25 protein-coding genes are annotated in these 21,294 nt (G+C 64.0%); 15 read left to right on the top strand and 10 right to left on the bottom strand.

Annotated elements, in window-relative coordinates; translation table 11 throughout:
* Positions 1-101: 101 nt before the first annotated feature.
* Entirely contained in the window at positions 102-509 is a 408-nt protein-coding gene (locus FJ964_RS08100; protein ID WP_140549880.1) for a Kazal-type serine protease inhibitor, read from the bottom strand.
* A 579-nt stretch (positions 510-1,088) separates the two neighbouring features.
* Between FJ964_RS08100 and FJ964_RS08095 the strand changes: the two genes are divergently transcribed.
* The 3 genes from FJ964_RS08095 (at position 1,089) to FJ964_RS08085 (ending at position 2,450) form a co-directional block, all read left to right on the top strand.
* Positions 1,089-1,301 (top strand): cold-shock protein, encoded by a 213-nt coding sequence (locus FJ964_RS08095; RefSeq protein WP_006202520.1) that lies wholly within the window; start codon positions 1,089-1,091, stop codon positions 1,299-1,301.
* A 322-nt stretch (positions 1,302-1,623) separates the two neighbouring features.
* A complete protein-coding gene (locus FJ964_RS08090) occupies positions 1,624-1,836 on the top strand; it encodes a cold-shock protein (RefSeq protein ID WP_006202521.1) in 213 nt (70 codons plus the stop codon).
* A 191-nt stretch (positions 1,837-2,027) separates the two neighbouring features.
* Complete coding sequence (locus FJ964_RS08085; protein ID WP_140549879.1) at positions 2,028-2,450, top strand: BA14K family protein; 423 nt, start codon at positions 2,028-2,030, stop codon at positions 2,448-2,450.
* 88 nt (positions 2,451-2,538) lie between these two features.
* On the opposite strand, the gene FJ964_RS08080 is transcribed toward FJ964_RS08085, so the two are convergent.
* From FJ964_RS08080 to FJ964_RS08070, 3 genes are all read right to left on the bottom strand, one after another.
* Positions 2,539-3,177, bottom strand: a complete 639-nt coding sequence (locus FJ964_RS08080) for an MBL fold metallo-hydrolase (protein WP_140549878.1) — start codon at positions 3,175-3,177, stop codon at positions 2,539-2,541.
* 181 nt (positions 3,178-3,358) lie between these two features.
* Positions 3,359-3,673 (bottom strand): hypothetical protein, encoded by a 315-nt coding sequence (locus FJ964_RS08075; protein ID WP_140549877.1) that lies wholly within the window; start codon positions 3,671-3,673, stop codon positions 3,359-3,361.
* Between the two features lie 146 nt (positions 3,674-3,819).
* Positions 3,820-4,713, bottom strand: coding sequence for a branched-chain amino acid aminotransferase (locus FJ964_RS08070; RefSeq protein ID WP_140549876.1), 894 nt, complete (start codon positions 4,711-4,713; stop codon positions 3,820-3,822).
* 258 nt (positions 4,714-4,971) lie between these two features.
* On the opposite strand from FJ964_RS08070, the gene FJ964_RS08065 reads away from it, so the two are divergent.
* The 4 genes from FJ964_RS08065 (at position 4,972) to FJ964_RS08050 (ending at position 8,944) form a co-directional block, all read left to right on the top strand.
* Positions 4,972-5,505, top strand: coding sequence for a MarR family transcriptional regulator (locus FJ964_RS08065; protein WP_181172411.1), 534 nt, complete (start codon positions 4,972-4,974; stop codon positions 5,503-5,505).
* Positions 5,492-6,211: a response regulator transcription factor gene (locus tag FJ964_RS08060; RefSeq protein ID WP_140549875.1), complete on the top strand. Its 720-nt coding sequence runs from the start codon at positions 5,492-5,494 to the stop codon at positions 6,209-6,211. Before FJ964_RS08065 ends, FJ964_RS08060 begins: the two co-directional genes overlap by 14 nt.
* Before the next feature lie 44 nt (positions 6,212-6,255).
* A complete protein-coding gene (locus FJ964_RS08055) occupies positions 6,256-7,671 on the top strand; it encodes an ATP-binding protein (RefSeq protein WP_140549874.1) in 1,416 nt (471 codons plus the stop codon).
* Positions 7,672-7,921: 250 nt separating this feature from the next.
* A complete protein-coding gene (locus tag FJ964_RS08050; protein ID WP_140549873.1) occupies positions 7,922-8,944 on the top strand; it encodes a glycosyltransferase family 1 protein in 1,023 nt (340 codons plus the stop codon).
* Between the two features lie 13 nt (positions 8,945-8,957).
* Here the strand turns inward: FJ964_RS08050 and FJ964_RS08045 are convergent, their stop codons facing one another.
* From FJ964_RS08045 to FJ964_RS08035, 3 genes are all read right to left on the bottom strand, one after another.
* Complete coding sequence (locus tag FJ964_RS08045) at positions 8,958-9,317, bottom strand: tRNA-binding protein (protein WP_140549872.1); 360 nt, start codon at positions 9,315-9,317, stop codon at positions 8,958-8,960.
* A 16-nt stretch (positions 9,318-9,333) separates the two neighbouring features.
* Complete coding sequence (locus FJ964_RS08040; RefSeq protein WP_127855850.1) at positions 9,334-9,834, bottom strand: YbjN domain-containing protein; 501 nt, start codon at positions 9,832-9,834, stop codon at positions 9,334-9,336.
* A 316-nt stretch (positions 9,835-10,150) separates the two neighbouring features.
* A complete protein-coding gene (locus FJ964_RS08035; RefSeq protein WP_140516880.1) occupies positions 10,151-10,453 on the bottom strand; it encodes an accessory factor UbiK family protein in 303 nt (100 codons plus the stop codon).
* Between the two features lie 208 nt (positions 10,454-10,661).
* On the opposite strand from FJ964_RS08035, the gene FJ964_RS08030 reads away from it, so the two are divergent.
* The 7 genes from FJ964_RS08030 (at position 10,662) to FJ964_RS08000 (ending at position 17,103) form a co-directional block, all read left to right on the top strand.
* A complete protein-coding gene (locus FJ964_RS08030) occupies positions 10,662-10,901 on the top strand; it encodes a BrnA antitoxin family protein (protein ID WP_140549871.1) in 240 nt (79 codons plus the stop codon).
* 131 nt (positions 10,902-11,032) lie between these two features.
* Positions 11,033-11,893, top strand: coding sequence for a prolipoprotein diacylglyceryl transferase (lgt, locus tag FJ964_RS08025; RefSeq protein ID WP_140549870.1), 861 nt, complete (start codon positions 11,033-11,035; stop codon positions 11,891-11,893).
* Complete coding sequence (locus FJ964_RS08020; protein WP_140549869.1) at positions 11,890-12,987, top strand: class I SAM-dependent methyltransferase; 1,098 nt, start codon at positions 11,890-11,892, stop codon at positions 12,985-12,987. The genes lgt and FJ964_RS08020 overlap by 4 nt, the downstream gene beginning before the upstream one ends.
* A 357-nt stretch (positions 12,988-13,344) precedes the next feature.
* Positions 13,345-14,139 carry a peptidoglycan editing factor PgeF gene (gene pgeF / locus FJ964_RS08015; RefSeq protein WP_140549868.1) on the top strand — a complete coding sequence of 265 codons (795 nt, stop codon included), beginning with the start codon at positions 13,345-13,347 and terminating at the stop codon, positions 14,137-14,139.
* Complete coding sequence (locus FJ964_RS08010; RefSeq protein ID WP_140549867.1) at positions 14,139-15,290, top strand: Xaa-Pro peptidase family protein; 1,152 nt, start codon at positions 14,139-14,141, stop codon at positions 15,288-15,290. The genes pgeF and FJ964_RS08010 overlap by 1 nt, the downstream gene beginning before the upstream one ends.
* Before the next feature lie 44 nt (positions 15,291-15,334).
* The gene (locus tag FJ964_RS08005) at positions 15,335-15,958 is read left to right on the top strand and encodes a hypothetical protein (RefSeq protein ID WP_140549866.1); all 624 of its coding nucleotides are present in this window, start codon (positions 15,335-15,337) and stop codon (positions 15,956-15,958) included.
* Positions 15,959-16,167: 209 nt separating this feature from the next.
* The gene (locus FJ964_RS08000; RefSeq protein WP_019860650.1) at positions 16,168-17,103 is read left to right on the top strand and encodes a ribose-phosphate pyrophosphokinase; all 936 of its coding nucleotides are present in this window, start codon (positions 16,168-16,170) and stop codon (positions 17,101-17,103) included.
* 118 nt (positions 17,104-17,221) lie between these two features.
* Here the strand turns inward: FJ964_RS08000 and FJ964_RS07995 are convergent, their stop codons facing one another.
* Positions 17,222-18,091, bottom strand: a complete 870-nt coding sequence (locus tag FJ964_RS07995; RefSeq protein ID WP_140549865.1) for a helix-turn-helix transcriptional regulator — start codon at positions 18,089-18,091, stop codon at positions 17,222-17,224.
* Positions 18,092-18,243: 152 nt separating this feature from the next.
* On the opposite strand from FJ964_RS07995, the gene FJ964_RS07990 reads away from it, so the two are divergent.
* A complete protein-coding gene (locus FJ964_RS07990; protein WP_181165220.1) occupies positions 18,244-19,467 on the top strand; it encodes an MFS transporter in 1,224 nt (407 codons plus the stop codon).
* A gap of 39 nt (positions 19,468-19,506) precedes the next feature.
* On the opposite strand, the gene FJ964_RS07985 is transcribed toward FJ964_RS07990, so the two are convergent.
* Positions 19,507-20,265, bottom strand: a complete 759-nt coding sequence (locus tag FJ964_RS07985; RefSeq protein WP_140549864.1) for an ABC transporter ATP-binding protein — start codon at positions 20,263-20,265, stop codon at positions 19,507-19,509.
* 17 nt (positions 20,266-20,282) lie between these two features.
* On the bottom strand, positions 20,283-21,284 hold the full coding sequence (locus FJ964_RS07980; protein WP_140549863.1) for an ABC transporter substrate-binding protein: 1,002 nt from the start codon (positions 21,282-21,284) through the stop codon (positions 20,283-20,285).
* Positions 21,285-21,294 lie beyond the last annotated feature (10 nt).

Raw genomic sequence — 21,294 nt, 5'->3', positions numbered from 1 at the left:
GGGGCCTATCCATCCCCGTTCTAACCGTCACACGTCCCCGAAATTTGTTTTAGACGGCATCCGCTTTTCCCGAAGTGCGGAAAAGACGAACACCCGGCCTTTCAGCAGCGGCCCCCGCCAACGATGCGGTAGTCGGCGGCGCGTGCCTCGCAGGCGTTGGGGAAGGTTCGCAACTCGCCGCCCCGCCGGGCGCAGACCGGCGCGTATTCGCGGGTGCAGAAGGTCTGCTCGCCGCCACCCCCGCTGCCACCGTCACGGCAGGGACCGTCGCGCACGATGCGATAACCGGCCCGGTCGGCAAGACAGGCATTGGCGAAGGTCTGGCGGTCGCCACCGCGCCGGGCGCAGACCGGCTCGTACTGCTTGGTGCAGAATTGCGGTCCCGGCCGCGGCGGCCGTGGCCGCGGTCCAGGACCGTCGTCGACGACCACGGTACAGGCGGCAAGAACAGCCGGCAGGAACAGGATGACAAAACCCTGTCGCGAGAAGATTGCCGCAAGAAACCTCATGATCGTCTCTCCCTCGATCCCCGTCCCGCTGCGTGTCGCTCCAAATCCGCAGCGATCCCGGACAATGATATTCACGAAAGCAAGGCTCAAACCAGTCGCGCTGTGGCGATCCTCCTCATTCCATCGCCGATTGCAACCCTCGTTGCAGCCGACTGCTTAAAAAACGGCGCCTGGATTATCCCGGAGCCTCGCACCGCCAGCCGTCGCCGCCGCTGGCCCATGCGTGACGGGGCTGTGGCCGATGACCCCTCAGGCAACGAGGCCTATTTGCGGCGCGTCGATGCTCGGATTGGTCGATTCATGCGTCGGGACGCGCCCATCGGGGGCGGCCCGCGGCGCTATCTTGCAACCTTCACTTTTCCGTGCGATAAATTCCGTGTTCGGGCATTTGCGACCCGGAGAGCGGAACGTTTTGGACGACCTTTCCCCGATACTGTGAATCTCTGACGGCCCCGTTTTTCGGCGGGGGGTTTGACCATGCGCCAATGCATGACTGCCGAAAGCTACCACCGGGAACTGCCCTCGACGCAAGGTGGCGGGCAGGACCATCAAGACTGAACGGGTGAAGGAGTTTCCCCAATGGCCCAGACCGGCACCGTTAAATTCTTCAACGCGACCAAAGGCTTCGGTTTCATCACGCCCGACGGTGGCGCCAAGGACGTATTCGTCCACATTTCCGCGATCGAGGCCTCGGGCCTGCGCACGCTCGTCGACGGCCAGAAGGTCACCTTCGACGTCGAGCCGGATCGCATGGGCAAAGGCCCCAAGGCCGTCAACCTCCGCGCCGCCTGAGCCATCGGCCAAGGCGCACGCCCTTCCTGGCCGTGCGACTGGGCTCCGAAGCTTGAATGACTTCGGAAGAGGCAAACGAATTTTGAAGGCGCGGCGATTTTCGTCGCGCCTTTTTCATGTCGCAGCGCAGCAAAAATGCTGTCGCCCCAAAGTGGATCCGGTGTCGGGTCAACGACATGCATCATAACAAAAACTTAAAGCGCTACGCGCTTTAAGTGCCCGCAAAACTTTCTCTTGCCGATGACGCTAAAATAAAGGACAAATTTCCATTCGGGCATTTGCCGGCCCGAGACTGGAGTTTATGGGATCAAAGGAGCTTCCCATGCCGCAGACCGGCACCGTCAAATTCTTCAACCATGCCAAAGGGTTCGGCTTCATCACACCGGATGATGGCGCGAAGGATGTCTTCGTTCATATTTCGGCCGTGCAGGCGTCGGGTCTTCCCGGTCTTGAGGATGGGCAGAAAGTGACATTCGACACCGAGCCCGACAAGCGCGGCAAGGGTCCCAAGGCCGTCAACCTGTCGATCGGCTGAGCCGGCTCCAGACCGGCGGCGGTTCTGGCAGGACAGCTTCGCTCGCTGGAGCGGTCGATATTTGATGCCCGTGGCCCTCCGGTCAGGCAAAAATTCGTTCAGCCCCCGTTCAGCCATGGTCTCATATTAATCTTTCGTAAAGCCGGACCACATCCCCGGAATTCTTACGGGCCGGCACGAAGGAGATCGACATGAATCGAATTTTCAAGACAGCCGTGCTGTCCGCCGCAGTGGCCGCCACAATGCTCGTGGCCTTGCCCGCGGCCAACGCCGATGATTGGCGTCATCACCGCCACCACGGCCATGGCGACGCTGTTGCCGCCGGTGTGCTCGGCCTCGCCGCAGGCGCACTGATCGGCGGCGCGTTGGCCAACCAGCAGCCGCCGCCCCGCGACTACTACGATGACGACTATTACGATCGCGATGTGCGGATACGCCCGGCGCCGGTCCGCCGCTACTATGCCGAACCGCAAGTGGTCTACGCCGACCGTTATGCCGAACCGTGGACGCGTGGCTGGTACGACTATTGCTCCGACCGGTACCGCACCTTCAACCCCCGCACCGGCACTTTCACCGGCAATGATGGCGAGCAGCATTTCTGCACCGCCAACTGACCAAGGGCTTCCCTGCCCCAACAAAAAGCGCTGACCGCAAGGCCGGCGCTTTTTTGTCAAGCCGGCACCGGCTTCGGCGCGACGCGCTTCACGTCAAAAACGGATTGCTCCGCCGCTCCTCGCCGAAACGCCCGCCCGGACCGTGGCCGCAGATGAAGCCGATGTCGTCGCCGAGCGGCAAAAGCTTGTCCTTGATCGAGGCGATGAGTGCCGCATGATCGCCGCCTGGCAGGTCGGTGCGCCCGACCGAGCCGCGAAACAGCACGTCGCCGACATGGGCGAATTTGGCCGCGCGGTTGTAATAGACGACATGGCCGGGCGCGTGGCCGGGGCAATGCAGCACCTCGAAGAGATGCGAGCCGAACGAGACCGTCTCGCCTTCGGTGAGGAACCGGTCGGGCACGCAGTTGCGCACGCCGGCAATGCCATAGCGCCTGCCCTGGCTCTCGAGATTGTCGAGCAACATCCTGTCGGCTTCGTGCGGGCCGATGATCTCGACGCCGAGCGCTTCCTTCAACTCCATCGCGCCGCCGGCATGGTCGATATGACCATGCGTGATCCAAATCGCGCCGGCCGATATCGCATTATCCTTCAGCGCCGCCAGCACCTTGTCGATATCGCCGCCCGGATCGACGACGACACCGTGCTTGTCGTCCATGTCGAACAGGATCGTGCAATTCTGCTGGAAGGGCGTGACCGGCACGATGCCGGCATTGAGCTGACCCATGATCGTCCTTTCGATGTTCACGCCGTGATGTAGAGGCGCGAACGAAGGGCGTCCACCCTTGGGAACACCAACAATCGGTCGTTCCAAAGCGCGCCGCGCCTAAACGCATTTCATGCGGCGCGCTCTGGAAACAGAAATGGGCGGCCGAAGCCGCCCATTTGGCCAGCCCGAGATCGCAGGCTTACTTCTTCATGGCGCCCATGACCGCGCCGATAATGCCGGTCAGGATCGCACCGCCGCCGGCGCCGCCAACGATGTTCTGCAAGTTGAGCGCGCTGCCCAGACCACTCGTCGCTGCCGCAGCCGCTGCCGGATCGACTGTGCCGCCGAGCAGGCTGCCGAGGATCGCCGCGCCGCCGACGCCGCCAATGGCGCCGCCCAGGATCTTGGGAAGCTGCCCCATCGCCGCCGTCTTGATCGCCGCGCCGACCGCCTGACCACCGATGATGCCTGTAATGATCTGAACGATGATCGGAAGAAGCGTATTCATGTCCATCTTACCAGTCCCTCCATAGCTGCCAGCCTCCCGGGCCGACACCATCATGGAGACGCTGAATTCGGCGAAAGTCAAATGCAGAAACGCTGAAATAAAACGGGCGGTCCGAAAACCGCCCCTGCTTGCGCGAAAAGCTGTGACTTTCGTTATTCTGCGGCGATCGCGTGCTTCGGCTGAACGGCCGCAGAATAGTCATTCATCAGCGTCTTGGCGATCTCGCCGACCTCGAATCGGTACGGCCCGATCTCCGAAACCGGGGTCACTTCCGCTGCCGTTCCAGTCAGGAAGCACTGCTCGAAGCCATCGAGTTCTTCCGGCATGATGGCGCGCTCCACCACCTCCAGGCCGCGGTCCTTGGCGAGGCCGATGACCGTGCGGCGGGTTATGCCGTCGAGGAAGCAATCCGGCTTTGGCGTGTGGATCCTGCCGTCCTTGACGAAGAAGATGTTGGCGCCGGTGGCTTCCGCGACCTGGCCGCGCCAGTCGAGCATCATGGCGTCGGCATAGCCCTTGGCCTCGGCGGCATGCTTGGACATGGTGCAGATCATATAGAGGCCTGCGGCCTTCGATTTGGACGGCGCCGTGCGCGGGTCGGGCCGGCGCCACTCGGCCATGTCGAGACGTATGCCTTTCAGCTTCTGCGCCGGATCGAAGTAGCTGGGCCACTGCCAGATGGCGATGGCGCAATTGATGCGGTTGTTCTGCGCCGAAACACCCATCTGCTCGCTGCCGCGCCAGGCAATCGGCCTGACATAGGCATCCTTGAAGCCCTGCTTCTTCAGCAGGGTACTGGAGGCGTCGTTGAGCTCGGCCACCGAATAGGGAATCTTGAAGCCGAGCAGCCGCGCCGATTCATGCAGGCGCTCGGTATGCTCGTTGAGCTTGAAGATCTCGCCGCCATAGGCGCGCTCGCCCTCGAACACCGCGCTGGCATAGTGCAGGCCGTGGGTCAGCACATGGATCTTGGCCTCGCCCCATTGCACGAACTCGCCGTTCATCCAGATGAAGCCGTCCAGTTGATCAAAGGGAACGGATGCCATGGTAACCTCCCGCGGGCGGCAGCCCGCATATCGTTGTTCGTTGCGTGCTCTTGTCGGCCGCGCCATCTGGTTGGGGCGCCTGCCGCTGTCTGGAAAGGTAGGCGGATAATCGTGCTCTGGCAAACTCAGGAAGTTCCGGAAAACCCGGCCTGTCTTGCCTTTTCGTTCGCAATCCGCCCAAAACCTTGTCAAAAATTACCATTGCAGGGAAATTATGTCAATAGTACTGACATAATCTTCCCTGCCCATGGAGTAGAGATGACGGATCGAAGCCGAACAGCCGGGACACCGATCAGGACCGCGATGTCAATCGAGGATGGCATCGATTTCGCCCTCATCGAGCTGTTTTTCTTCGCCTATCGCGATTTCACCTCGGATCCCGATCAAATCCTGGCCGACTATGGCTTCGGCCGCGCCCACCACAGGGTGCTGCATTTCGTCAACCGCAGGCCGGGCCTGACGGTCGCCGAACTGCTCGATGTCTTGAAGATCACCAAGCAGAGCCTGGCGCGCGTGCTGAAGCAGCTGATCGACACCGACCATGTCGTGCAGTTGCAAGGGCCGCGCGACCGTCGCCAGCGCGAACTGTATCCAACCGCCAAGGGCCGCGCGCTGGCGCTGGCGCTGGCGCGGCCACAGTCGCGCCGCATCCATGCTGCATTGGAAGATTCCGGAGCCGCCGAACGGACCCAGGTGGAACGCTTCCTCGAAGCAATGGTCAATCCGGAACTGAGAGCCCAGATCGACGTTGGGTCCGCAAAAATGTCAGGGAAAAGCCATGGAGAGCACTGAACGCGCTGATCACGCGGCCGCACCGGACGACGATGCGCCGCATCTGCTTGTGGTCGATGACGACACCCGCATCCGCAACCTGCTCAAGCAATATCTGACCGAAAACGGTTTTCGCGTCACCGTCGCCGGCACTTCGGGCGAAGCCCGACGCAAGCTCGCCGGCCTCGACTTCGATCTTCTTGTGCTGGACGTGATGATGCCCGGCGAAAACGGCGTCGATCTGACCAAGGCGCTGCGGGCCGAGAAGAACGTGCCGATCCTAATGCTGACGGCGCTATCGGAGACCGACAGCCGCATCACCGGCCTGGAGGCCGGCGCCGACGATTACCTGCCAAAGCCCTTCGATCCGCGCGAATTGATCCTGCGCATCAACAACATCCTGCGCCGCGGCGGCCCTGCGACCACGCCCAAGGTGGAGCAGCTCGTCTTCGGTCCCTACACATTCCAGATCGCCAGGCGCGAATTGAAGCGTGGCGGCGAGGCGCTGAAGCTGACCGATCGCGAGCAGGAGATCCTGGCGATATTCGCCGCGCGCGCCGGCGAAACCATCCCGCGCCACGAACTGGTCGGCGACGAATCGGATGTCGGCGAGCGCACCATCGACGTCCAGATCAACCGGCTGCGCCGCAAGATCGAGCGCGATCCCTCCAATCCGGTCTGGCTGCAGACGGTCCGCGGTATTGGGTATCGGCTCAGCGTCGAATAGACTACCGCCTTCGGCCTGGCGGCCACGGAGCGAGCGAAAGGTGAATGGCGACCACGGAACTGGAACAGCCGGAATCTGACGGCTTGAGCACGCGTCCCACACGGCTGCTCAAGAGGGTTCCGCGCGTCTGGAACCGGTTCTGGCGCCTCGTTTCGCTCTACATGCCCAAGCGCCTCTACGCGCGCTCGCTGATCATCGTCATCGCGCCGATGATCCTGCTGCAATCGGTGGTCGCTTTCGTCTTCATGGAGCGGCATTGGGCGACCGTGACACAGCGCCTGTCGCAGGCGACCGTGCGCGACATCGCCGCCATCATCGACCTGATCGAGACCTATCCGCACGACGCCGACTACGCCAACATCATCCGCATCGCCCAGGACCGCATGCAGTTGAAGGTCGACCTCCTGCCGCCCGACCCGCTGCCGCCGCCCGGGCCAAAGCCGTTCTTCTCCATCCTCGACGACGTTCTCTCCGCCGAGATCACCCGCCAGATCAACCGGCCGTTCTGGATCGACACGGTCGGCAATTCCAACATCATCGAGGTGCGCGTCCAGCTCGAAGGCAAGGTGTTGCGCGTCTTCGTGCGCCGCAGCCAGGCCTATGCTTCGAACACGCACATCTTCCTGATCTGGATGGTCGGTACCTCGCTGGTGCTGCTGATGATCGCCATTCCCTTCCTGCGCAACCAGATCCGGCCGATCCTGACGCTGGCCGAGGCCGCCGAAAGCTTCGGCAAGGGCCGGCCGATGCCGCGTGATTTCCGCCCGCGCGGCGCGGAGGAGGTCCGCCGCGCCGGCTTTGCCTTCATCCAGATGCGCGAGCGCATCGAGCGCCAGATCGAACAGCGCACCGCCATGCTCACCGGCGTCAGCCATGACCTCAGAACCATCCTCACCCGCTTCAAGCTGCAGCTGGCGCTGGCGGGCGGCAAGGCCGAGACCAAGGCCGCGCTCAACCAGGACATCGACGACATGCAGTCGATGCTCGAAGGCTATCTCGCCTTCGCCCGTGGCGAGGCCTCGGAAGACACCGGGCGCTTCGATCTCGAAGCCTATTTCCAGAAGCTGAGCGAGGAAGCCCGGTTGCGCAAATGCAAATTGTCGACGACGCTTTCCGGCGATCCGACCGTGCATGTGCGGCCGAACGCCTTCGCCAGGCTGATGTCGAATGTCATCGGCAACGCCTTCCGCTACGCCAAGACGGTGGAGGTGGCCGCCAATCATGGCCGCGGCTCGCTCGTGGTCACCATCGACGATGACGGTCCGGGCATTCCGGCCGAAAAGCGCGAAGAGGTGTTCAAACCCTTCATGCGGCTCGACGAAGCCCGCAATCTCGATGCCAGCGGCACTGGCCTCGGCCTGTCGATTGCCCGCGACATCGCCCGCAGCCATGGCGGCGACATCACGCTCGACGTCAGCCCGCTCGGCGGCTTGCGCGCCGTGATCAAGGTTCCCGCCTGACAGGGGGTTTGATCGCGGGAAAGCGGAAACCGCTTTCGGACGAGGTCATGCTCGGCCGATTTCATTGGCCCGTCATGAAACCATGCTGAAGAGCGCGCATGAAGCGCGCGACCTCACTTGATTCGAGCCCGCCGTCTCACTTCGATCCCGTGCCCGCCCGGGTGCGCTGGAGCGAAGCGAGGGCCGCGGGCTGGTCGCCGTCCCGGCATCGTACCGAGGCAACCGCCGACCTTTCGAGCAAAGGCCCGCCATGCGCATATTGATGGTCACCGACGCCTGGCGCCCACAGGTCAACGGCGTCGTCCACACGCTGGAGCGGCTCACCGAAACGCTGAAAGCGTTCGACGTCGCGGTGGATTTCCTGACACCCAATATCTTCCACACCCTGCCCTTGCCGACCTATCCCGATATTCGCCTGGCGCTGACCACGCCAGGCCACGTCGCGCGCCTGATCGGGGCCTACAAGGCAGACCACATCCACATCGTCACCGAAGGTCCGCTCGGCATCATGGCGCGGCGCTACTGCCGCAATGCCGGCCGGCCGTTTACCACCAGCTACCACACACGCTTTCCCGAATATCTCAGCGCCCGGCTGCCGGTGCCGGAAAGCTGGGCCTATCGCTGGCTGCGCGATTTCCACAATTCCGGCCAGGGCACGCTGGTCGCGACGCAGTCGCTGGCGGATGATCTTGCAGCGCGCGGCTTCAACAAGCTGAGACCATGGACGCGCGGTGTCGATACCGATCATTTCCGGCCCGACAAGAGGAAGGATCTCGGCTTCCCCGGCCCGTTGTTCCTCTGTGTCGGCCGCGTCGCCATCGAGAAGAACCTCTCCGCCTTCCTCGATCTGGACCTGCCCGGCAGCAAGGTGATTGTCGGCGAGGGCCCGGAGCTGGCGAAGCTCAAGGCGCGCTACCCCGCCGCCCATTTCCTTGGCCACCGCCCCAACGACGAACTGGCCGAGATCTACGCCTCGGCCGACGTCTTCGTCTTTCCGAGCCGCACCGACACTTTCGGCAACGTCATCATCGAGGCGCTGGCCAGCGGCACGCCGGTCGCCGCCTTTCCGGTCACGGGACCGATCGACATCGTCGGCGACGGCTTCGGCGGCGCGGTCTCCAGCGACCTGCGCGAAGCCTCGCTCGCCGCCCTCGATGTCGACCGCGCCCAGGCGCGAGAACGCGCCATGCGCTACAGCTGGAAAGTCTGTGCGGAAATGTTTCTCGATACGGTCCAGGAAGCGCTGGGCACGACGCGGAAACTGGCGGCCTGACGCTCCCTCTCGGCTAAAACAGCCGCCCGCCGTCCGGCACCTTGCGCTCGATGGCGCCGAGCACCACGGCGCCCTCCTCGTCGGGAAAGCCGAGCGTCAGCACTTCCGACATGAATGGCCCGATCTGGCGCGGCGGAAAATTGACCACCGCGAACACCTGCCGGCCGATCAGCGTCTCGGGCGTATAATATTTGGTGATCTGCGCCGACGATTTCTTCACCCCGATCTCGGGGCCAAAATCGATCTTGAGCTTGAACGCCGGCTTGCGCGCCTGCGGAAACGGTTCGGCCTCGACGATCGTGCCGGCGCGGATGTCGACACGATCGAAATCGGCGAAACTGATCTCGGGCTTGCGCTCGCTGCTTGAACTCATGTCGAAGGCATCTTGGTCAGGCGTTGCCGAACGTCTCGAACAGCACCCCGGCCAGCGCGTCCTTGGCCGATGTGCCGGACCAGACGACGAACTGGAACGCCTGGAAGTAACATTCGCAGGCCTCCAGCGCCGACGACAGCAGCACCTCGACCTGCTGGCTCGACGGCTCGACCCCGCCGGCCAGAAGCAGCGACTGGCGGAACATGATCGCGCCTTCCTGCTCCCACAGGTCGAAATGGCCGAACAGCATCTGTTCGTTGATCAGCGACAACAGCCGCATCACTTCCAGCGCGCGCGCCTCCGGCACCTTGATGTCGAAGGCGCAGGCCAGATGCAGCGCCTCGAAATCCTCCATCCACGAGAAGGAGACGTGATAGTCGGTCCAGCTTCCGGCGACCGAGATCGAGATTTCGTCGTCGCCGGCCCGTTCGAAGGACCAGTCATTGTTGTGGGCCACCTGCTCAATGACATCCACCGGATGGATTTCGCGGGAGAATTCGAGTTCGAGAAGTTCCATGGAATGCTTCCTGTGTTCAGGGGAGCGCCACACGCTCCGCGGGGCACACACGACGAACAATCTGATCTAGAACTCGGACGGCCAGGACTTCTCGACGCAAAGACCCCAGACCGGACCCCTCCGCCCGGCGCATGACCCTGCTCCGAATCATGCAACAAATTCAGTCTATTGATCGGGAGTCGCGTGAACAGCCCAATTTTTCGCGCTGCGTCATTCGCATGTGGAAAGGCGCTGTCACACAGAGTCACGCAATGCCGGTAAGCGATTCACGGCAAAGCGCTTTTCAGGCTGGTGCTTTGTGGAAAAGTTTAACGAATTATTTTTTCGGCCTGGGCTTTGCGGAAGCCGCAGGTGTGGCCTGCCCGGTCAGTTCGGCAAGCCTGGCCTCGAGCGCCTCGATGCGGTCGACAAGGCGAGCATTCTCTTCCCTGGCCTTGGCGGCCATCTCGCGCGCGGCCTCGAACTCCTCGCGCTGCACCACGTCCATCGAATTCAGGATGCGTTCGGCCTGTCCCTTGAAGGCGGTCTCCACCTCACGCCGCACGCCCTGCGCGGCACCCGCGGCATCGGTCATCAGCTTGGCGAATTCGTCGAGAATGCGGTTCGGTCCGGTCGACATGGCAAATCCTCGGTTGCTGAAATTGAGTTAGTAGTGCGGCGCGCCGAATGCAAGAACGTTGAGGGTTGCCGCGCGATCTGCGTTGCTGTGGCGCATGGCGGTGGCATTCCTGTAAGAAGCTCAGACGGCGCCAGAGCTGTACTCGAAGGCGCCAGTTCGCCTATTCTCGTCTCGTATTGCCTCAAGCACACTTCAGTCAGGGTCACCAATGGCAACCCCTCCGCGCCGACCGACCAATCCGATGGCAGCCGCCGAAGCTGCCTTCAAACCGGTGAAGAAGCCGGCACCGCCAATTCGCGAAGCTTCGGCCGCGCCGAACGTCCGCGAGCTTGTTTCGATCCGGATCGACCGGGCCGTGCTCGATCATTTCCAGGAAGATGGCCCCGGCTGGCAGGACAGGATCAACGACGCGTTGCGGCAGTTGGTGGCCGCCAAGCCAAAGGATTGAGCTCACCGCCCGCACGGCGCGATGGGCCTGCAAGCGCTGATCCGATCCGATCCTTGACGCCGACCACCTTGCCTTGACCCCGCCAAAACCCTGCCGCATGGTCCGCGCCAAACGCAACCGAGAGCTCCCCGTTGAACGAATATTTCCTGCTGCCGCTGGCCTCGTTGCCCTTTCCCAACATCGACCCGGTGCTGATTCGGATCGGACCGCTGGCGGTGCACTGGTACGGCGTCGGCTACATCGTCGGCATCCTGTTCGCCTGGTGGTACGCCAAGCGGCTCGCCGCCAATCCGAAACTCTGGCCCGACGGCATCCTGCCGATGAAGCCGGAGAACCTCGATGATTTCATCATCTGGGCGGCGATCGGCGTCGTGCTGGGCGGGCGCACCGGCTACGTGCTGTTCTACGACCTGCCGCGCTATATCGCGCACCCGCTCGACATCTTCGCCGTCTGGCAGGGCGGCATGTCGTTCCATGGCGGCCTGCTCGGCGTCATCCTCGCCATGACGCTGTTTTCGATCAAGCGCGGCATCCGCACCTGGTCGCTGTTCGACGTCGTGGCCGCCGGCGTGCCGGTCGGTCTTGGCCTCGTGCGCGTCGCCAACTTCATCAACTCCGAGCTCTGGGGCCGGCCAACCGACGTGCCGTGGGCGATCGAGTTTCCCAATGGCGGCCCGTTTACCCGCCATCCGAGCCAGCTTTACGAGGCCCTGCTTGAAGGCCTGGTGCTCTTTCTCGTGCTGCGCTTCCTCACGCATTCGCGCCTCAAGCTGAAGACGCCGCGCTTCGTCGGCGGTGCCTTCATCTGCGGCTATGGCCTGTCGCGCATAGCAGTCGAATTCTTCCGCGAGCCCGACCAGCAGCTCGGCTATCTCCTTGGCACCAACTGGCTCACCATGGGCATGATCCTGTCCTCGCCGATGGTGCTGGCCGGCATTTGGGCGATGACGACAGCCAAGCCGGTGCCACAGTCACGGCCGCAGGCGACATGACGCGGCTGAAGGCACGCATCGTCGATCTGATCGAGGCGACGGGGCCGATCCCCGTCAACGAATACATGGCATTGTGCCTGTTCGATCCCGAGGCGGGCTACTACACCACCCGCGAACCGTTCGGCGCCGCCGGCGATTTCATCACCGCGCCGGAGATCAGCCAGATGTTCGGCGAGCTCGTCGCCGTCTGGCTCTACCAGGCCTGGCTGGCGGTCGGCCGGCCGACGCCGGTCACCATCGGCGAGATCGGCCCCGGCCGCGGCACGCTGATGAAGGACATGCTTCGCACCCTGTCGCGGCTCGAACCGGCACTGGCCAACGACGCCGCCTTCGCCATGATCGAGACCAGCCCGCGCCTGAGAGAGGTGCAGAAACAGACGCTCGGCGCCACACCCTTCTCCATTCGCTGGCACGAGACGATCGATACGCTGCCGCCGCAGCCGCTCTTCATCGTCGGCAACGAATTGTTCGACGCCATCCCCATCCGCCAGTTCGTCCGCGCCGGCACCGGCTGGCGCGAGCGCGTGGTCGGCCTCGACGCCACGAACAATCTTTCCTTCTTCGCCGGCGCCGGCTCCATCGACCCGACGCTGCTGCCCGCCGATGCCGGCGAAGCGCCGCAAGGCGCGATCGTCGAGATAGCTCCTGCCCGCACCGCCCTGATGGCGGCCATAGCCGAGCGCATAGCCGCTCATGGCGGCTCCGGCCTGTTTGTCGACTATGGCCATCTGCGGCCGGGTGTCGGCGACACGTTGCAGGCCTTGCGCCGTCATGATCACGAAGATGTGCTGGCCAATCCCGGGCAAGCCGACCTCACTTCCCATGTCGATTTCACCGCCCTTGCCGCGGTGGTGCGCGCGCATGGTCTCGACGCCCATCTGTCGACGCAGGGCGATTTCCTGCTCGGCCTGGGCATTCTCGAGCGCGCCGGCCGGCTTGGCGCCGATGCCAGCCAGGCGGCACGCGACAAGATCGCTGGCGATGTCGAACGCCTCGCCGGGCCGCAGGCCATGGGCGACCTGTTCAAGGTGCTTGCCATAGTGCCGCGCGGCGTTGCCGTTCGCCCCCTTGCCCAGGCTCCGGGCTCCGATTGACGAGCGCCTGACGGCGGTCCGTCCGGTTGTGCCGGTACATTTTCATGGCCGGCAACTCACGATAGGAATTTTTTCTTGACAGGGTGAAGGCAACTATGGTAGATATTTGGTTATGGTGCTGAGTTGCGCCAGGGACCCGCCGCACAGGCGGGTTTTTCCGTTCAAGGCTCTCTCAACAGCGCAGCGGCGAAGGAACCGTTTCCACGGATTCGTTGCATTGCCCCTTCGCCACGGCGGATTGACTTTTCACCGTCACCCCTCCCAATCTCCCGTCCGGCGAAAGAGCGGCTGAACGCCGGCCGTCTCGCTTTCCGACTTTTTCTTGACGAAACCGCCCACACGGACAACAACGCCCACATGCTGAATCAGACCAAACTGGATCCCGTGCGGTCGCCGCTGCTGGACCAGGCGCAGGCACAAGGCATCCGCCACGGTTATTTCACCCGCGTCGGCGGGGTCTCGACCGGCATCTATCAGGGCCTCAACATCGGCACCGGCTCGGATGACGACCAGGCGCTGGTCGCCGAGAACCGCCGCCGTGTCGCCGCCTGGATGGGCGTGCCGGCGGACCATCTCCTGACCGCCTGGCAAATCCATTCGCCTGATGTCGTCATCGCCAGGGAACCCTTTGCCGGTGAACGCCCCAAGGCCGACGCCATCGTCACCGACCGGCCGGGCATCGCCATCGGCGCCTCGACCGCCGATTGCGGCCCTGTGCTGTTCGCGGATGCGGGGGCGCGCATCATCGGCGCGGCGCATGCCGGCTGGAAAGGCGCGTTCACGGGGGTGCTCGAGAACACCATTGCCGCCATGGAAAGTCTCGGCGCCAGCCGTGAAAACATCGTCGCCGTGCTCGGCCCCTCGATCGGCCCCGAAAACTACGAGGTCGGGCCTGAATTCGTCGCCCGCTTCGTCGAGGCCGATGGCGAAAATGACAGGTATTTCGCGCCTTCGGCGAATCCCGGTCATTCGATGTTCGACCTCAACCGCTACACGGTGGACCGGCTCGACAGGGCGGGTGTGACCGCGCAAGGTCTCGGCCGCTGCACCTATGCCGAGGAAGATCTGTTTTACTCCTACCGGCGCACGACGCACCGCAAGGAGCCCGATTACGGCCGGCAGGTGTCGGCAATCGTCTTGGAGAGTGAATGATGGCGCTGCATTTTGAACGATCCGAATTCGACGCGCGCCGCGACCGGCTGGTGATCGAGATGGCCGAGAAGAAGCTCGACGCCATCCTGCTCTTCGCGCAGGAAAGCATGTATTGGCTGACCGGCTACGACACGTTCGGTTTCTGCTTCTTCCAGTGCCTGGTGGTGAAAGCCGACGGGTCCATGGTGTTGCTGACCCGCTCGGCCGACCTGCGCCAGGCGCGCCACACCTCGATCATCGACAACATCGTGCTGTGGACCGATCGCGATGGCGCCAATCCGGCGGTCGACCTGCGCAATCTGCTGAACGAGCTCGACCTGCTCGGCGCCCGCATCGGCGTCGAATACGACACTCATGGGCTGACCGCCTATAATGGCCGCCGCCTCGACGAGCAGCTGCAGACTTTCGGCCAGATCGCCGATGCGTCCGGCATCGTCAGCCGGCTGCGCCTGTTCAAGAGCCCGGCCGAGATCGCCAAGGCCGAGAAGGCGGCGAACCTTGCCGACGACGCGCTGGATGCGGCCTTGCCGCTGATCAAGCAGGGCGGTGACGAGGCGCTGATCCTTGCCGCCATGCAAGGCGCGATCTTTGCCGGCGGCGGCGACTATCCGGCCAACGAATTCATCATCGGCTCCGGCGTCGACGCGCTGCTGTGCCGCTACAAGGCCGGCCGCCGCAAGCTCACCAAGAACGATCAGTTGACGCTCGAATGGGCGGGAGTGTTTCATCACTATCATGCGCCGATGATGCGCACGGTGCTGACCGGCAAGGCCTCGAAGCGCCATCAGGACTTGTTCGACGCGGCCCGTGCCGCGCTGCTGGCGGTCGAGAAGGCGATGACGCCGGGCAACAGTTTCGGCGACGTGTTCGACGCGCATGCCCGTGTCATGGAGGCACGTGGACTGACCAAGCATCGGCTGAATGCCTGCGGCTATTCGGTCGGCGCCCGCTTCACTCCGTCCTGGATGGACATGCCGATGTTCTACCAGGGCAATCCCGAGCCGATCGCGCCGAACATGACGCTGTTCGCCCACATGATCATCATGGATTCCGAAACCGAGACGGCGATGACGCTTGGCCGCACCTATCTCACCACCGAATCACAGCCGAAGCCGCTTTCCCGCCATGATCTCGACTTGATCGTACAGTGAATCCACGGGTGGGAGGCGTTCTTCGCCAAGGAGTTAGAAGGCAAATGAGACGATCGCAGGTGACGACCGTGTCATTGCTCGTGGTCCTGGCGCTCGCCGCCTGCACCAACGCAAAAGACGTCCTCGAACCCTCCGCCATCACCCCGCCCACGGCCACGGCGCCGACAACCCAGGGCGGCGGCACCGCCACCCCGGCCCCGGCTGGCCCTGCCACGACCACGGCGGGCGCTCCTGCAACGACCACGACGTCAGCCACGCCGGCCCAGACCGCGGCAATCCTTGCCAGGACGCGCCTGCAGATCGCGCCGATCGTCGGCGCTTCGGTGGAAGCGGCCACGCCGCTGACGGCGGAGTTGCAGACGCGCGCCAGGCAGCGCGGCATCACGCTGGCCGGCAGCGCCGACCAGACCGCGACTCATGTGCTCAAAGGTTATTTCTCGGTGATCTCCGAAGGCAAGGACACCACCGTCATCTATGTGTGGGACGTCTACGATCCTTCGGGCAACCGCCTGCATCGCATCAACGGCCAGCAGAAGGCGGCTTCGGCCAATTCCGGCGCCAGCGGCGGCGGCGACAGCTGGAAAGCGGTGGCGCCAGCCACCATGCAGGCGATCGCCGACCAGACCATCGACCAGTTCGCGGCATGGCTCGGCGGCAAGGCGGGCTAAACCATCGGACCCGAATGGAAACGGCCGCGGGGAAATCCGATGCTCGAACAACGGGGAGGAGCAGCGGCGCCGGGTCCGCTGCCCGGTGTTGCCCATACGCGATGGCGCGAACATTTCCCAGGATTAGCCGGCGGATTTCCAATCACGGTGCTTGCAATAGCCGCGCGGGCCGCTAAAAGCCCGGTGAAAGCCTCCACCAGGAACGGTGCATGAAACTCTTCGCGGGCAATTCCAACAGGGTGCTGGCCGAAGCGGTCGCCCGCTATCTCAACATCCCGCTGGGCAAAGCCAGTGTCAGGCGCTTCGCCGACCAGGAAATCTTCGTCGAGATCCAGGAGAACGTGCGCGGCGAGGATGTCTTCATCCTGCAGTCGACTTCCTTTCCGACCAACGATCACCTGATGGAACTGCTCATCATGATCGACGCCTTCATGCGCTCCTCGGCCAAGCGCATCACGGCGGTGATCCCCTATTTCGGCTATGCCAGGCAGGACCGCCGCGCCTCCGGCCGCACGCCGATCTCGGCCAAGCTGGTCGCCAACATGATCACCCGCGCCGGCGTCGACCGCGTGCTCACGCTCGACCTCCACGCCGGCCAGATCCAGGGCTTCTTCGATATTCCGACCGACAATCTGTTCTCGGTGCCGGTCATGGCCCGCGACGTGAAGGCGAAATACAAGCAGCTTGGCAACGTCGTCGTCGTGTCGCCCGACATCGGTGGCGTGGTGCGTGCACGCGCGCTGGCCAAGCGCTTCGACGCACAGCTCGCCATCGTCGACAAACGCCGCGAGCGTCCCGGCGAATCAGAGGTCATGAACATCATCGGCGCGGTCGCCGGCAAGGACTGCCTGCTGATCGACGACATCGTCGATTCCGGCGGCACGCTGTGCAACGCCGCCGATGCGCTGCTGGCCAACGGCGCCACCAGCGTCACCGCCTATATCACTCATGGTGTGCTGTCGGGCGGCGCGGTCGCCCGCATCAGCGGCTCCAAGCTGCAGGAACTGGTGATCACCGACTCCATCCAGCCGACCCAGGGCGTGCTCGACGCTCCTAATATCCGCGTCATCTCGATCGCCGACCTGATGGGCGAAGCCATCTCGCGCACGGCAACCGAGGAATCGGTGTCGAGCCTGTTCGACTGATTGTCGATCCCGGCGGGCGCGCAGCGCAGCAAAACCGATTACAACGTGCAATCAGTGCTCCTGTAGATGGAACTTAGACCGAGGGTTGGCGCATCAGCTTGATGCTATCGGCGCTGCCTCAAGCGGCGATCGGACCGCCTATGCGCCGCGGGTTTTCGCCGGCATCTCGCGCGCCGCGCATATAGCCGCGCGGCGAGGCACCCAGCATGCGCTTGAACATGGTGATGAAGGCCGGCACGCTGTCATAGCCGAGATCGAGCGCCACCCGGGTGATCGGCTCGCCATCGGCGAGCCTCGGCAGCGCCGCGAACAGGCATGCTTGCTGGCGCCATGTCGATAGCGACAGTCCGGTCTGGCGATGAAAGGCGCGCGTGAAGGAGCGTCGGCTCATGCCGGCGGCGTCCGCCCACTCGTCGATTGTCGCGCGCGGCGACGGTGCCGCCACGAAACGCCGGCACAGCGCCGCCAGCCTGGGATCGGAAGGGAACGGCAGGCCAAGCGGCCGCTCCGGCAAAGTCGGGATTTCGTGCAGCAGGAGATTCATGATCAGCCCGCCGCGCCCTTCCAGCACGCCGCCTTGCGGCAGTTTCTCCGATTCCACGATCAGGCTGTGCATCAGGTCGGTGACGCCGACGACGCGCAAGCCTTCCGGCAGTCCGGGGATCGCTCCCGGCATGACATAGACCGAGCGCATCGAGACATCGCCCAGCATCTCGACGGAATGCTCGGTTCCCGCCGGAATCCACATGGCGTGATCGGGCGGCACCATCCAGCGCCCGTGCCGCGTCGTCACCAGCACGACACCGACCAGCGCATGCAGCAACTGGCTGCGGCTGTGGCGGTGCCGCGGCACATGGTAGCCGTCGGGATATTCGGTCGGCAACGCCACCGCCGGCCCGGCCACTTGCTCCAGCCATAGCCAGCGACGCTCGTGCAACTGCTCGAGGTCGGCACTATCAGCGTGAAAAATTTCCCTGCCATGCGGCATAAGCTATGGCCCACTTGCGAAACTATTGGACCAAACCACGAAAGAAGTCGTCCTGCAAGCAGCCTATAAGCCATCCGTTCCCAAAGCGGCCGCAGGAGCGTCCGCCAGCTTGCCTGTGGCATATACCCGCCAAAAAGACTACGGAGCCTGCCTTGACCGATACGACAGCCGTCGCCCCTCCCGCGACCGCCAGCCATGCTTCAGCCCAGGCGACAGCCTTCACCGTCATCCTGGCGGTGAGTTTTTGCCATTGCATCAACGACATCATGCAATCGCTGCTATCGGCCATCTATCCTCTGTTGAAGGAGAATTACGGCCTCGATTTCTGGCAGATCGGCCTCCTGACCTTTACCTTCCAGGTGACCGCGTCGCTGCTGCAGCCGGTGATCGGCATGATCACCGACAAGCGGCCGATGCCCTATTCCCTGCCCTACGGCATGGCCTCTTCGCTGATCGGCCTGATCGTGCTTGCCTATGCCGGCCACTACACGCTGCTCCTGATCGGCGCTTCGCTGATCGGCATCGGCTCGGCGATCTTCCATCCGGAATCCTCGCGCATCGCCCGCTTCGCCTCCGGCGGCCGCTTCGGCCTGGCACAGTCGCTGTTCCAGGTCGGCGGCAATTTCGGCCAGTCCATGGGACCGCTGCTGGCGGCATTCATCGTCGTGCCCTTCGGCCAGACCAGCATTTCATGGTTCGCCGTCGGCTCGCTGATCGGCATCGTCGTGTTGTGGCAGGTCGGCGGCTGGTACAGCCGCTTGCGCGCCACGCAGGCGAACCGCAAGACGTCCAGCTTCGTTTCGCCCTTCCCGCGCCGCAAGGTGATGGGCGCGCTGGCCGTGCTGACGCTGCTGGTGCTGACCAAGAACGCCTACATCGCCAGCCTCTCCAGCTACTACACCTTCTACGCCATCCATAAGTTCGACGTCTCGGTGCAGATGTCGCAGGTCATGCTGTTCCTGTTCCTCGGCGCCTCGGCGCTGGGCATCCTGCTCGGCGGTCCGTTCGGCGACCGCTACGGACAGAAGGCGATGATCTGGTTCTCCATCGTCGGCGTGCTGCCCTTCACGCTGGCGCTGCCCTACGCCAACATGGAATGGACGATGGTGTTGACGGTGCTGATCGGCCTGATCCTGTCGTCGGCCTTCTCCAACATCGTCGTCTTCGCGCAGGAACTGGTGCCGGGCCGCGTCGGCATGATCGCCGGCATCTTCTTCGGCTTCGCCTTCGGCGTCGGCGGCATAGCGGCAGCCGTGCTCGGCATCGTGGCCGACATGAAGGGCATCGACTTCGTCTTCCAGATCTGCTCGTATTTGCCGTTCCTGGGCCTGCTGACGGTGTTCCTGCCCAACATGAAGGAAGCGCGGAAGGCTTAGCCGGGAAAGCGCCTCGACACGTGCGAGCGCGTCGAGGCCTCAGTGCAGGCCGAATTCGCGCAGCAACTCTTCACGGTGGCGCACGAAGCGGCTTTCGCTGCGGTCACGCGGGCGCGGCAGGTCGACGCTGATCAGCCGTGCCGCGCCGCCTTTCTCCTTGGGCAGGATCAGCACCCTGTCGGCGAGATAGATCGCCTCCTCCAGATCGTGGGTGACCATGACCATGGTGACGTTCTCCTCGCTCCAGATGCGTGACAGTTCCTCCTGCATGGAGATCTTGGTCATGGCGTCGAGGGCGCCGAGCGGCTCGTCGAGCAGCAGGATCTCGGGCTGCACCGTCAGCGCCCGGGCGATGCCGACGCGTTGCGCCATGCCGCCCGAAAGCTGCCGCGGGTAGGCATCGCTGAACTCGGCAAGACCGACCAGCGCTATGTAGAAGCGCGCCCTCTGCTCGGCCTGCGCCTTGGGCACGCCGCGAACTTCGAGGCCGAAGGCGACATTGCCGAGCACGCTCAGCCAGGGCAGCAGGCGCGGTTCCTGGAAGATCACCGCCCGCTCCGCGCCGACGCCTTTTATTTGCTTGCCGTCGATCGCAACGGCGCCTTCGTCGGCGGTCTCCAACCCGGCAAGGATGCGCAGCAATGTCGTCTTGCCCGATCCGCTGGCGCCGACAATGACCAGGCACTCGCCGGAGCGGATGTCGAGATTGAGCGAACGCAGCACGGCGAGCGAGCGCCCGCCGAGCGCAAAGGACTTCGATAGGTCGCGGATCGTGACCTCGCCGCGTGCTGTGGCCATGCTGGGTGCCCCCTTGCTCAATTGGTCTTGGTTTCGCCTGGCCGGTAGAGGATGTCGGCAGCCTTGAGCTTGCCTTTCGGCAAGCGGCCGTCGCGCTCGAGCACAGCCACCCAGAAGTCGATGTCGCGGTCGGTCGCCACCGCCTTTTCGCGCAGGCCGAAACCCGTCCAGTAGCGCGCCAGTTCGCCGTTCTCGCCGCGTTTGTCGAGGATTTCGGCCAGCACCTTGCGTGCCTCGTCGGGGTTCTGCCGCGACCAGTCGGCCGCACGCGCGGACTGTTCGACGAAGTTTTTGGCGGCGTCGCGATTGGCGACGATGAAATCCCGCCGCAGCACGACGAAGCCGCCCGCGATCTCGCCCAGCACGTCGGCGTCGTTGAACACGCCGCGCACACCGCCATTGGCCACCAGGGCGCCGGCGAAAGTCGCCTGCCAGTAGCCGAGTCCGGCGACATCGACCTGATGCGAGCGCAAGGTCTGCTCGAGTTGCGGCCCGGGCACGACGACGAGCTTGGCGGCGTCCGGCGGCAGGCCGACGCTGTGCAGCGCCTCACGCACCGCGTAGTCGAGATGGGCGCCGAGCGTGTTGACCGAGATCGTCTTGCCGGCGATGTCCGCGATCGACTTGATCGGGCTGTCCTCCAGCACATAGAAGACGCTTTTGACCTGGCTGTTGATGCCGTTGCTCGGATAGGCGGCGACGAAGTCGTTGCCGCCGGCGATCGAGTTGATCACCGCCGGCGTGGCGGCCGAACCCAGGTCGACGCTGCCGGAGGCGAGCGCGAACAACGATTCCGGGCCGCCGCCGGCATAGCCGACATTCTCGAGCTCGATGCCGAGGCCTTTGAAATAGCCGAGTTGGTCGGCGAGCTCATGCGGAGAGATGCTCCCGCGGCTGGCGAGATAGCGTATCTTGACGGAAGCGGCCTGCGACCGCGCGATCGACGGTAACCCGACGGCGATGATGCCGGCGGCAAGAGGAGCGCGCAGAAGCAGCGAGCGGCGTGTGATGATAGTCATGATCCGGCCT

The organism is Mesorhizobium sp. B2-3-2, from assembly GCF_006442295.1.
GTDB lineage: Bacteria > Pseudomonadota > Alphaproteobacteria > Rhizobiales > Rhizobiaceae > Mesorhizobium.
This window is presented reverse-complemented; position numbering and strand designations above follow the sequence as displayed.

Bases quoted from the DNA above. Each gene is read 5' to 3' on its own strand.
- FJ964_RS08045 (WP_140549872.1), bottom strand. From the start codon at position 9,317: ATGAGTTCAAGCAGCGAGCGCAAGCCCGAGATCAGTTTCGCCGATTTC.
- FJ964_RS08100 (WP_140549880.1), bottom strand. From the start codon at position 509: ATGAGGTTTCTTGCGGCAATCTTCTCGCGACAGGGTTTTGTCATCCTG.
- FJ964_RS08080 (WP_140549878.1), bottom strand. From the start codon at position 3,177: ATGGGTCAGCTCAATGCCGGCATCGTGCCGGTCACGCCCTTCCAGCAG.
- FJ964_RS07980 (WP_140549863.1), bottom strand. From the start codon at position 21,284: ATGACTATCATCACACGCCGCTCGCTGCTTCTGCGCGCTCCTCTTGCC.
- FJ964_RS08055 (WP_140549874.1), top strand. From the start codon at position 6,256: ATGGCGACCACGGAACTGGAACAGCCGGAATCTGACGGCTTGAGCACG.
- FJ964_RS08020 (WP_140549869.1), top strand. From the start codon at position 11,890: ATGACGCGGCTGAAGGCACGCATCGTCGATCTGATCGAGGCGACGGGG.
- pgeF (WP_140549868.1), top strand. From the start codon at position 13,345: ATGCTGAATCAGACCAAACTGGATCCCGTGCGGTCGCCGCTGCTGGAC.
- FJ964_RS08060 (WP_140549875.1), top strand. From the start codon at position 5,492: ATGGAGAGCACTGAACGCGCTGATCACGCGGCCGCACCGGACGACGAT.
- FJ964_RS08075 (WP_140549877.1), bottom strand. From the start codon at position 3,673: ATGGACATGAATACGCTTCTTCCGATCATCGTTCAGATCATTACAGGC.
- FJ964_RS08000 (WP_019860650.1), top strand. From the start codon at position 16,168: ATGAAACTCTTCGCGGGCAATTCCAACAGGGTGCTGGCCGAAGCGGTC.
- FJ964_RS08005 (WP_140549866.1), top strand. From the start codon at position 15,335: ATGAGACGATCGCAGGTGACGACCGTGTCATTGCTCGTGGTCCTGGCG.
- FJ964_RS08090 (WP_006202521.1), top strand. From the start codon at position 1,624: ATGCCGCAGACCGGCACCGTCAAATTCTTCAACCATGCCAAAGGGTTC.
- FJ964_RS08035 (WP_140516880.1), bottom strand. From the start codon at position 10,453: ATGTCGACCGGACCGAACCGCATTCTCGACGAATTCGCCAAGCTGATG.
- FJ964_RS08010 (WP_140549867.1), top strand. From the start codon at position 14,139: ATGGCGCTGCATTTTGAACGATCCGAATTCGACGCGCGCCGCGACCGG.
- FJ964_RS08050 (WP_140549873.1), top strand. From the start codon at position 7,922: ATGCGCATATTGATGGTCACCGACGCCTGGCGCCCACAGGTCAACGGC.
- FJ964_RS08040 (WP_127855850.1), bottom strand. From the start codon at position 9,834: ATGGAACTTCTCGAACTCGAATTCTCCCGCGAAATCCATCCGGTGGAT.
- FJ964_RS08065 (WP_181172411.1), top strand. From the start codon at position 4,972: ATGACGGATCGAAGCCGAACAGCCGGGACACCGATCAGGACCGCGATG.
- FJ964_RS07985 (WP_140549864.1), bottom strand. From the start codon at position 20,265: ATGGCCACAGCACGCGGCGAGGTCACGATCCGCGACCTATCGAAGTCC.
- FJ964_RS08070 (WP_140549876.1), bottom strand. From the start codon at position 4,713: ATGGCATCCGTTCCCTTTGATCAACTGGACGGCTTCATCTGGATGAAC.
- FJ964_RS07995 (WP_140549865.1), bottom strand. From the start codon at position 18,091: ATGCCGCATGGCAGGGAAATTTTTCACGCTGATAGTGCCGACCTCGAG.
- FJ964_RS08030 (WP_140549871.1), top strand. From the start codon at position 10,662: ATGGCAACCCCTCCGCGCCGACCGACCAATCCGATGGCAGCCGCCGAA.
- FJ964_RS08085 (WP_140549879.1), top strand. From the start codon at position 2,028: ATGAATCGAATTTTCAAGACAGCCGTGCTGTCCGCCGCAGTGGCCGCC.
- FJ964_RS08095 (WP_006202520.1), top strand. From the start codon at position 1,089: ATGGCCCAGACCGGCACCGTTAAATTCTTCAACGCGACCAAAGGCTTC.